The sequence below is a fragment of the Okeania sp. genome (assembly GCF_983059655.1).
The window spans coordinates 1-10932 of record NZ_CEZPJD010000210.1 but is presented as its reverse complement, the minus strand read 5'-3'; the positions used below and the strand labels follow the sequence as shown (position 1 = coordinate 10932).

The 10932-nt window shown below is 37.4% G+C and carries 7 protein-coding genes; 1 reads left to right on the top strand and 6 read right to left on the bottom strand.

Features of this window, described 5'->3' with window-relative positions; genetic code table 11:
- Positions 1 to 107: 107 nt before the first annotated feature.
- Positions 108 to 296, bottom strand: coding sequence for a hypothetical protein (locus tag AC3DU7_RS13730; protein WP_488039893.1), 189 nt, complete (start codon positions 294 to 296; stop codon positions 108 to 110).
- Positions 297 to 1136: 840 nt separating this feature from the next.
- Between AC3DU7_RS13730 and AC3DU7_RS13725 the strand changes: the two genes are divergently transcribed.
- On the top strand, positions 1137 to 3854 hold the full coding sequence (locus AC3DU7_RS13725; RefSeq protein WP_488039892.1) for a chloride channel protein: 2718 nt from the start codon (positions 1137 to 1139) through the stop codon (positions 3852 to 3854).
- Between the two features lie 58 nt (positions 3855 to 3912).
- On the opposite strand, the gene AC3DU7_RS13720 is transcribed toward AC3DU7_RS13725, so the two are convergent.
- From AC3DU7_RS13720 to AC3DU7_RS13700, 5 genes are all read right to left on the bottom strand, one after another.
- Complete coding sequence (locus AC3DU7_RS13720; protein ID WP_488039891.1) at positions 3913 to 4539, bottom strand: hypothetical protein; 627 nt, start codon at positions 4537 to 4539, stop codon at positions 3913 to 3915.
- 857 nt (positions 4540 to 5396) lie between these two features.
- Complete coding sequence (locus AC3DU7_RS13715; RefSeq protein ID WP_488039890.1) at positions 5397 to 6458, bottom strand: LOG family protein; 1062 nt, start codon at positions 6456 to 6458, stop codon at positions 5397 to 5399.
- Between the two features lie 1175 nt (positions 6459 to 7633).
- Entirely contained in the window at positions 7634 to 7966 is a 333-nt protein-coding gene (gene trxA / locus AC3DU7_RS13710) for a thioredoxin (RefSeq protein WP_488039889.1), read from the bottom strand.
- Between the two features lie 967 nt (positions 7967 to 8933).
- On the bottom strand, positions 8934 to 10097 hold the full coding sequence (locus tag AC3DU7_RS13705) for a GuaB3 family IMP dehydrogenase-related protein (RefSeq protein WP_488039888.1): 1164 nt from the start codon (positions 10095 to 10097) through the stop codon (positions 8934 to 8936).
- A gap of 268 nt (positions 10098 to 10365) precedes the next feature.
- Positions 10366 to 10863 carry an EamA family transporter gene (locus AC3DU7_RS13700; RefSeq protein ID WP_488039894.1) on the bottom strand — a complete coding sequence of 166 codons (498 nt, stop codon included), beginning with the start codon at positions 10861 to 10863 and terminating at the stop codon, positions 10366 to 10368.
- Positions 10864 to 10932: the final 69 nt, after the last annotated feature.

Sequence of the window (10932 nt, the reverse complement as noted above, 5' to 3'; positions counted from 1 at the left end):
TTTAGCTATTTGGCCCCTACTGTAATTTGTAAATATACCAGCGCTCATTGCTATAATAGCTGTTTGCGCAGCAGTCCGCAGGAAATGCTTACGTTCAGAGATTGAACCTAAAGCTGTCGTTGTGCTTTTTGCTCTGTGTTTTTCGTTTCCTGAATAAACACTTTAAACTCTTCAAAAGTACCCTTGAAATTATTAGTTAATCCTCTGGCCAAACTTCGACTATCCCTAAACTGTTCATTTTCTGGCTGAATTTCTACTGCTCGATCGCAGGCAAATATCACATAAGTCAGATTCATTACTAAATTCTCAAGTGAATATTTTCTTATTCTTCTTCTAATTCATAAATACTACTGTGGTGTTGGTGTTTTCTTGGTTATTATTCAATCGTTACAAAAGCGATATTTTTTTGGCTTTATTCAAAATAGACATTTCCGACAATAAAAAATCAAATCAATTATCGCACAGAAATTATCAATTCTTTTCCTCTACTGCCTACTCTCTACTACCTCTTTTCCGGAGATGTCTAATTGAGATGCACCCAATTTACAAGATGAATAGTGAAAATATTGTAGTGCGGGCATCTTGCTCGCGATCGATGTACCTCATAGAGTCGCAAAGTGCTGTAATATTAGTGAGTATGATATAGTATAAGGTTGCTATTAAATAAGTAACATACTGGAGTCAGAAAAATTGGGTTGATAGAAATTATCATCCCATGAAGCACATCAGAAAAATTGGGTTGATAGAAATTATCATCCCATGAAGCACATCAGAAAAATTGGGTTGGTAGAAATTATCATCCCATGAAGCACATCAGAAAAATTGGGTTGATAGAAATTATCATCCCATGAAGCACAACATTCGTACTCCCATTAATCATGGTTATTTCATTAAGAGTGAAACCTATTGGGGGATTGAATTTGGGAGATATAGGTTTGTGGGGCATCTGGGAAAATTGAACCCCCAAACAGTTAATTCAACCCATGAGATTGTAGTTTTTCTCTAAACTCCCCACGCCCCCCTGCTACCAGATTTGATATTAACCAATAACGAAGAAGATAAAAAATAACCAGTAAGAACTAGAATAAACACAAAACTTTATTCCATACTGCCAAAACAACACCCTAAACTCTGTTATGTGGCATCAGTATATCCAACAAGAATTTCAAATCCATATCAAAAACTTTATTTATCCACTACTGAGACCGAAACGTCTAGCAGTCTTTGAAGCTTGCTTAATAGGAATGGTCTCTGGATTAGCAGCAGTTATACTAAAAGAAGGTGCAGGATGGCTAGGTAGTTTGCGCATAGCTGCATCCCTCAAATATCCACCCTGGTTATTACTACCAATTTTTGGCGCGGTTGGAGGATTTGTTGCAGGTTTCTTAGTAGAACGTTTAGCACCAGAAACAGGAGGAAGTGGAGTACCTCAAGTAAAAGCTGCCCTCGCAGGTATGAGAATTCCGTTAAACTTAGAGATTGCCATTGTCAAAATGTTTACTACCATCGTGACAGTGGGTTCTGGATTAACATTAGGGCGACAAGGCCCAACAGTACAAATAGGTGCATCCTTAGCAGCTTGGATCAGTCGTTTAGTTCCTACTTCTCCAAACTACCGTCGTCAGCTAATTGCCTGTGGTGCTGCTGCTGGTTTAGCTGCTGGCTTCAACGCCCCCATCGCTGGAGTTTTATTTGTAGTAGAAGACCTAATGCACGATGTTTCTGGTATTACCTTGGGGCCAGCAATTATTGCTTCTTTCGTTGGTGCAGTTGTTTCCCAAATGCTAGGGGGGGAAAGTTTATACTTAGATAAGAATAGTTACTTAGATCACTCAATTACAGGATTTTTACACCTCAAAGAAATTCCTTTTTACATAATTTTGGGAATATTAGCAGGTTTATTAGGAACAGCATTTAGTCGAGGAATTATTGCAGCTTTCATATTTGAGCGCCAACTAAAATTAACATTACCTTGGCGAATAGCTCTCACAGGATTAATTAGTGGTTTAATTATCGCATTTTTACCAGATTCATTTCATAACCATACAGCTTTAAGAATATTGCTAGGCAGTAACGAAGTCAGCTTACAATTTAGTTTCATTGCTTTTATCGAACACTCTATCTTGACAATATTTGCTGCCAGCTCCGGTGCTCCTGGGGGGTTTTTTGCTCCATCCTTAGTTATTGGTTCGGCCCTCGGTCGGATAGTTGGAATTTGCCAAAGTAATGTAGTCGGTATGGAACAACCAACAATTTTTGCTCTAGCAGGAATGGGTGCATTTTTTTGTGCTGTTTCAAGGGCACCAATGACAGCAGTAGTAATTATTTTTGAGAAGACACAAGATTTTCGCTTAGTATTGCCACTAATGATTGTTTCTATTGTTGCTTTATTGACTGCAGAAAAGATAGATCAAAAGTCTCTCTCAGACAGGATTTTAGATTTCAAAGGTCTGCCAATCAAGAAGAAGAAGTCAAAAAATAATTATTTGAGTAATATTAGTGCGGATGAAGTCATGCACATTCCTGTAGAAACTCTTGATTTTCACCTGACTTTGGATAAGGTAAAACAGAAGTTTTCTAGCTCTCATCATCGAGGTTTTCCAGTAGTCGATCATGATGGCTTGCTCGTAGGTATCGTCACTCAGACAGATTTAGCTTATACTCGCAAACGCGAACTTCCCGGAGACACTCTATTAAAAGAGTTTATGACATCTCATCCCATGACAGTTAAAACTACAGATAATCTGAGCGAAGTTTTGTATCTTTTACATCAATACAAACTGAGTCGTTTACCTGTGATGGAGGGTCGCCACCTGGTAGGAATTATTACTGATACTGATATTATCCGAATAGAGTCAGAACAAACAGTTAAGACAAATCTGGGAATTCATACTCAAGAGCCTTCTTATATAGTTTATCAAACGCGATCGCCTCAAGTAGGACATGGTCGATTATTAGTACCATTAAGTAATCCTAGTACTGCTCCCGCATTGTTGAGATTAGCTGCTGCGATCGCTCGGCAACGTAATTATGAATTGGAATGCGTGCAAGTTGTGGTTGTGTCTCGTCAAAATTCCCCAGCAGAAACTGTGGTAGATACAACTAAGAGTCGTCGTTTATTAGCAATGGCGGAGCGCATAGCTAAGGATTTGAAAATCCCTATGCACACTCAAATTAGGGTTGGTCACGATGTTGCTGATACTATTTTGGAAATTGTTAAGGAAAGACATATATCTCTCATACTGATGGGTTGGAAGAATGACTATTCTGCTTCAGATCGTGTTTTTGGCAGTATTGTGGATACTCTGATACGACAAGCTATTTGTGAAGTAATAGTGGTGAAGTGGGGATGTAAGAAGTTAAAAGAGGAAATATTCAAAGGTATTACTAATGCTAATGAAAGATTTGAAGCAGATCGAGATAATTTTGTTTCTGATTATATGCATTCTTTTTTTGAATGGCAACGGTGGTTAGTACCCATTCGAGATATTCCTACACAAGCTGCAGCAGTAAAGCTTTTGCCTGCCTTGGTCTCTTTAAGTATGAAACCAGAAATTTTCTTATGTCAAGTTTTAACTAAATCTGCTGTTAAGCCTAATATTAAGGAAATGAAACGAGCAGCAAAGCTTCTTCAGCATCGTTTGGATACAAAAGTTACGGCTACTTCAGTCTGTGCTAGTTCTGTTTCAACTGCTGTAGTTGATTTGGCTGATGCTCATCACTGTGACGTTGTAGTTATTGGTGCTAGTAAGGAAGGATTTTTGAAACAAGCAATTAATGGCAATATTCCAGAGGCGATCACTCGTGGTTGTGATTGTACTGTAATTTTGGTGCGGACTGCTTCTCGTAAATGATAATGAGATAGCACTTCCCGCTGCCCGTTATGTACTTATATTTATGGTATTTATGGCTTTAGGGAACAGGGAATGAGCACTTTAAGACTTGCTTAAGTCTCTGTTTCTTAGGAAGTTCAGATAGAAAGTCCCTAATTGATGAAGTAAAAGATTGGACGTTGGTCGTAGTTGCAGTTCCTTGAATCTCTAGATAGTCATGCTTTTTGCTCTCTTCTTGATGTCCTGAATATACCCGCAACCTAATCTTCAAATATTCTTCTGACTCCCATTTTGTGTTGGAAACAATTTTGGTTTCCAAAAGTGGTTCTCTGACTGAGTTAACAAAATCAAGAGTGAATGTTTCAAAAGCAGCACTGTTGAAAGCAGAGTTCAGAGCTAGTTCGAGATAGGCAACTAGGTAGATTAAATCAGAGTACATTATGCCCTGCACGTTTGACTTGAAAAAAGGCTCTGAAGGACACAAAATTGAACGTGCTATAAATTGAATCTTGCCATACATTGGAGGAAGTTGTTTCCAAACACCTGGCAAAAAGGAAAACCTGTACTCCTCCAATATCAACTGACACGCTTTTTTGATTGATGATATTTTGGGATCGTCTGTCACGCGAACGCTCTCTAGGTCATAAATTTTATCTATTTTTATGACGTCTTTAAAAAGAATTAGCTCTGGACGACCTGACTCCATTTTTTGTATAACATTAGAGTTTAGTGAATCAAGAAGAGAGAAAATTGTGGCTTTCTTGAATGCAATTTCAACCTGAAAGTCTTGAATGGGAACCCCGCCATGACAGACTTAATTAAGAACACTACGCAGACCGAGGATAGATTTATAGGTTAACTCAATCACTACTCCTTCTGTACTTGATTGAATCGCAGGAACCAATTGGTTGTCTGTTTCTAAACAAGTTACTGGTTGCTCGCGATTTATGATCCCTCCTAATTATCTGAGCTAGCTTGGGAGCTTCGTCTTTTGATATGCCAAGTATTATCTCGTCAAAATCATTTACAGTAAAATGTCGATCCACTTTTAACAATGATTTCTCAAAAATCAATAGTTCATCATTGTTGAATTTGATTCGACAAGTCTCTTGAGTTAAGGTTATAATTTCCATAACTAATCTATCTTTTTAAAGCCATCTTCTCTAAGATAACGTTCATAATCTTGTAGGTAAAAAGCAGTTGGATTCCTGGGATTGTTTATGAATATACCCCTCTTCTGTCACTTTCCTTTCTAAAAGAAATGCTATACTTAGCTAATACTTCAGTTATTAAGTAATTAACACTGATAAAATAACTTATTCCCTAATTATTAGCCAGTTAGTCCTAATAATCCTGATGTTTACCGAAAAATTGTGGTTTAAAGCCTCTCCTTTTAAGGGGATAATAAATAAAAATTTTCATTATTAGTCAATCCTCTTCTTTTCAAGGAGAGGTAATTATTAATTATTAATTATTAATTATTAATTGTTGAATTCTCCCTCACTCCCCCACTCCCCTACTCCCCGACTTAAGAAAGTGTAGAAAAGTTTTTGATCAATGGTGTTACTTATGTTCTGGATGAGTTGGTATATTTCCTCCCATCTTATTTATCTGGGCAATCATTTGATATAGTCTACCTGTATCTTTTTGGTTAAAATGCATAACTAAACGAGGAAGATGAGCAGTTTCATCTCCAGACTCTTCTGGTAAGGCTTTACTTTTTTCAATTTTTCCTATAGTCAAAATATCCTTAAACTCTTGATTTAAATAATCCACATCCCTTTCTGAAAGTTCTGAATTTAGGCGAATTACAAACTTTTCTCCCACATAACGACTTGAATGATAAATCCTGTAAAAGTTAGCGATCGCTTGACAAGCCTCTTCCAAGTTATCTGTAATAGTATATAGGCTAGGATCTTCTGGGCTAATCAAACCACGCCGAAGCAGTTGTTTATGAATAAAATCGTTCCAGTCATGCCAATAGTTTCCACCAGGACAATCTATTAACACTAGCGGCGCTGGGCCATATTTACCTGTTTGTGTTAATGTTAAACTTTCAAATGCTTCATCTAAAGTGCCAAAACCACCGGGAAATAAAGCTAAAGCATCACTTTCTCTGAGGAAAAATAACTTGCGAGTAAAAAAGTATTTAAAGTTAATTAATTTTTCTTTTCCTTCAATAAAAGGATTTGATTTTTGCTCAAAAGGTAACTGAATATTTAAGCCGAAAGATTTTTCTGCCCCAGCACCTTCATTGCCAGCTTGCATTATTCCGCCTCCACCACCTGTCATTACCATAAAACCTTGCTGAGTAATATGGCGGGCAAAATCTACGGCCATTTGATATTCTGGAGCTTCTGGGGATGTTCGTGCAGAACCAAATATCGTAATTTTACGAATGTGGCGATAGGGATAAAAAATCTCAAATCCTTTTTCCATATCCTGTAGAGAAGTGGCTAATATCTTCCAATCTAGTCTGTCTAGCTCCTCTGATGCCATGCTGACAATGGTGGAGAGCGATCGCTTAATCCATTTCTCATGCTTTAGGGTTGGCAAACTTTTGACTAATTTAGTCACTTCTGCCTCAAGAGACTCAACTGCTGTTTTCTGATAATCTGAGGCCATTAACTTTTTCCCAATGTTTAATAACTTTAATTTTTACTGGAATTTGTGAGCTGATGGTTTTTTCATTTTTCCCAGTTAATTGTATTTTATCCCCCAATTTCGCCCTTATTCTTTATTGTAAATTAAGTAAAAATTTACTTTAATTTTTCTATATTTTTATTATCTATCTAAAACTAAAAATTTTATACAGCCATACTAGTGGATTAACACAGCTAAAGCTGTGCATTAACTTTTTCGTGTAATTCTTAGTTATGGCAAGGCTTGACCGATTTTTTCTAATGTACTATTTAAGATGAAACGGTCAAATACTGGACTAACATAGGGGGATGGGGCGTTTATCTCAATTTAATGTTGAGCAATTAAGAATAGCGCACGTCTGCCTCCCCTACTACTACAAAATTATAGGCGTGTCACACCACTAGATCTGGATTTAACCGTTCCTTTTACCGAAAAATTCTGGGTATGCGCCTCCCCTTTTAAGGGGATGAAAAAAAATCGATTCAGTATTTTCAAGCCTCCGACTTTAGTCGGAGGTTCACTGATAACTGATAACTGATAATAAAAAGTCTCTCAGATTGGGGCTTACTTAGGGTTTGCTGAAAAAGTCTTATGAGTTAGGGAAGAAGTCAGGAGTCAGGAGTCAGGAGAAATGGGAGTTAATTTAGGAGATAGTCGGAAAAATTGAGGGACAATTTTTCTGCCATAATTATCCTAAAATACTAGCTTTATGCAGCTCTTGCCACCGAAAAGCCGGTACTTTTTTCAAATCAAAAACGCTAAAGCCAATATCAATCAATAGCTTGAGAATTAATCAGCAAGCCCTACTCATTTATAAATACAAATACAAAATTTCCGAGACCACTGAGAATCTCGGCTAAGTCATAAAATAGGTTAATGCTACCTTACTTGCTTGAGAAGTAAGACTGTAGAAAGAAAAAAGTTTAATTATTGATATCAGTTTACTAGAGACCTTAGAGAGCATTGTACTCTCGTCATATGAAAGTATAACTGAGATTTACTTTCTGCTTCTAAACATAAAAATATCTCAGTTGAGGTCGTTTTTTCTGTTGTTCTAGAGACACTTCATCAAATGTTTAGTCTATCTTAATTAGTTCTAGACATTGATGGGCACAAACAGTTTTCTACTACTTTCTACATATCTGTTCCAAAAATTCTCAACCATTATCGACATACTTTTCTATAGTGTTAGCCAATGTAGTTTTAGGAACAGCTCCAACCACCATATCAACTCTTTGGCCTCCCTTGAAAATCATCAAGGTAGGAATACTACGAATCCCGTACTGGCTTGCTACATTAGGATTTTCGTCCGTATTTACTTTAACTACTTTTATTTTTTCTTTATATTGATCTGCAATTTCTTCAACTACAGGAGCCACCATCCGACATGGCCCGCACCAAGGTGCCCAGAAATCTACTAAAACTGGAACGTCACTGTCAAGCACTTCTTGCTGAAAACTGCTATCGGTGACTGGAGTTGCTGCTGTCATTATTTACTAATCCTTCAATATGAATCTTTAAATGGTATGGCGTAGAATTCTTGCTTCTTTCAGATTGCCTTTTGACTAAACTTAACTTGGTACTAACGAAAGCCTAGAATTTCTCCCAAGTATATCAGTCAGACTGGCTTCACAAGCTTTACAGACTTGGTTGCTAGTCCAAGCCACGGTCTGCCTGACCGCAAAGGTGTGCCTATTTACTAGGCTTAGTGCAACTCAAAATTTTTTTTATACAGTTCATCAGTTGCCAGTTACATCTGTTTCAAAACACCTTTATTCTAATTTGGTGTTTTTTGATTGTAGCAAGTTAACTTTTCCCATAAAACACTAAATTTATTTTAGTTTAAATATATTGGGAAAAATTTAAGATAAAATCCTGAAAAATATGGTAGATTTTAACCCTACCAATGTATCTATATAAAAAGTATAGTATAAACTAGTATCAAGGTTAACAAATTATCATATAACATTTAACATTCAATAGGACTTACGCAAAATTTGACTGTGCTTTCGCCACCACAGGTTCTTAGTTTTGACCTTCTCGGACTCTTTGCCTCTAGATGATTTATCTAGCCTACGAAATAGGGAGTCAGGTATTGTAACCAGTCCGAGCTTAACACAAAATCGCCCTGGAACGGCGAGACTTTTAACCCAGCTTTTCGGTAACTATAATTTATGTATTTATGTGTACCTTACTTGATTTGCATAGTAAATGTGATACGTAAAATTCAGTAATTAATTAAGTAGCTTATGCCGAATGTGTGATACCTTAATCACTATCAAAAAAATTTTGTCCGATCTACGCTTGTGTGGCCATTTGATTTATTAGTGGCCATAAGAAACCGCCCAAACTTTTTGAGCTTGGGCGGAGTGTGGTGTGAGGAGTGAACGGAAACATGCATCTCCGCTATTTCCATTCTGACATTTCTTTTCAGATAATACCAGAGTAATCGTAAATTTACTTGCCCATACCTAATTGTTGAGCTTTTTGATAAACTTTACCTTCAGTCAACAATGAAGGAGCAATAACTACTTCAACCTGCTGCATTTCTTTCAAATCCTTAGCTCCCAAAGTACCCATGCTTGTTTTAAGAGCGCCCAATAAATTATGTGTGCCATCGTCTAATAATGCTGGACCACGCAAAATTTGCTTGATAGTACCAGTAGTACCAACCTTAATCCGAGTACCTCGTGGCAAAACGGGACTAGGAGTAGCCATACCCCAATGATAGTCACGCCCTGGTGCTTCTGCAGCCCTAGCTATAGGCGAACCAATCATCACCCCATCAGCGCCACAAGCAATACATTTACAAATATCTCCGCCAGTAATCAAACCCCCATCAGCAATAACTGGGACATAATTCCCTGTTTCTTGGTAAAAATCATTTCGTGCTGCTGCACAGTCAGCTACAGCAGTAGCTTGAGGAACTCCTACACCTAAAACACCACGAGATGTACAAGCAGCACCAGGGCCAATACCTACTAGCACCCCTGCAGCTCCTACCTTCATTAAATTTAAGGCCACTTCATAAGTAACACAGTTACCTAAAACCACAGGCATAGGCATTTCTTGGCAAAGCTTAACCAAATCCAGGTTTTCCACTGACTCAGGTGAAAGAAATGCAGTGGAAACAACTGTTGCCTGGACAAACAATAAGTCTGCACCAGCATCAGCAACTACTTTCCTATATTTCAGTGCTCCCGCAGGGGTGAGGCTTACTGCTGCAATGCCGCCTTGGCTTTTGATTTCCTTAATTCTCTGAGAAATTAATTCCGGTTGAATTGGAGCTGAATAAAGTTCTTGCATTAAACCCACAAATTCATCTTTGCCCACAGAGCTAATTTTTTCTAATATTGGCACTGGGTCAGGATAGCGAGTTTGAATACCTTCTAAGTTGAGAACTCCCATTGCTCCTAACTCAGATAATAGAACGGCCATTTTAACATCAATTACTCCATCCATTGCACTAGCAATAATGGGAATTTCTCTTTCAATGCCACCGATGCTCCATCTAGTGTCTGCTAAACTTGGATCGATTGTCCGTTCCCCAGGAACTAGGGCAATTTCATCGATTCCGTAAGCTCTGCGAGCTGTTTTTCCACGTCCAATAAATATATCCACTACTTTTAGCTATTCCCAAGACAATTTTAGTTAGAGTATCAAATTCAGAGGTGTATTGGTCATTAAGTCAAAAGTCTAAAATTAAAAGTCAAACGCAAAATAATATGAACAGGAGTCAGGAGTTAGGAGTGAAGAAAGAAGAAGTAAAGAGAAAGTTTTTTTATCACTAATTATCTGGACATGATATTACTCAATTATCGGCACTATTATTTTCTCCTGACTTCTGAATTCTGAATTCTGAATTCTGAATTCTAAATTCTGACTATAGTTAAAAACCTTTAAATCCTAAGCCGGTTTCTCTTTGCTGAGGATGTTCTTTTTCTGTAAGTTGATTAATAGCAGTTTCGTTTTTATTCCCGACTTGGCTCAATATAATTCCAACTAAAATAATAGCTCCCCCGATATAGTGAGCAGCGATGGGTTTTTCTCCTAAAATTAAATAGGCTGCTATAACTCCAGCAATGGGATTAAATGCACTGGCAATAGAAGCATCAGAACTACTGGTTTTACTTAATCCTTTTAACCACAGAATTTGACCTATTACGATAATAACTGCGCTATAAATTAACATCCATTGCCATAAAAAAGGCGACAATAGTTCCATAAAATGACCGCTGCCATAAAAATATAATGCAGCTATAAAGAAGATAAAACTTCCAAAACCATTACGAATAATATTAAAAAATCCTACCGGAATTCGATGAAGACGTGCTTTGCTAATAGTATTAGAAATTGCCACAGCTACCGCTCCAATTGCTGCTAAAATTTCTCCTAAACTGATAGATATAGCGCTACAAGTTTAGGTTAGGACATTCCTAAATCCACCAAACCCACT

Bases quoted from the DNA above. Each gene is read 5' to 3' on its own strand.
- AC3DU7_RS13730 (WP_488039893.1), bottom strand. From the start codon at position 296: ATGAATCTGACTTATGTGATATTTGCCTGCGATCGAGCAGTAGAAATT.
- AC3DU7_RS13725 (WP_488039892.1), top strand. From the start codon at position 1,137: ATGTGGCATCAGTATATCCAACAAGAATTTCAAATCCATATCAAAAAC.
- AC3DU7_RS13720 (WP_488039891.1), bottom strand. From the start codon at position 4,539: ATGGAGTCAGGTCGTCCAGAGCTAATTCTTTTTAAAGACGTCATAAAA.
- AC3DU7_RS13715 (WP_488039890.1), bottom strand. From the start codon at position 6,458: ATGGCCTCAGATTATCAGAAAACAGCAGTTGAGTCTCTTGAGGCAGAA.
- trxA (WP_488039889.1), bottom strand. From the start codon at position 7,966: ATGACAGCAGCAACTCCAGTCACCGATAGCAGTTTTCAGCAAGAAGTG.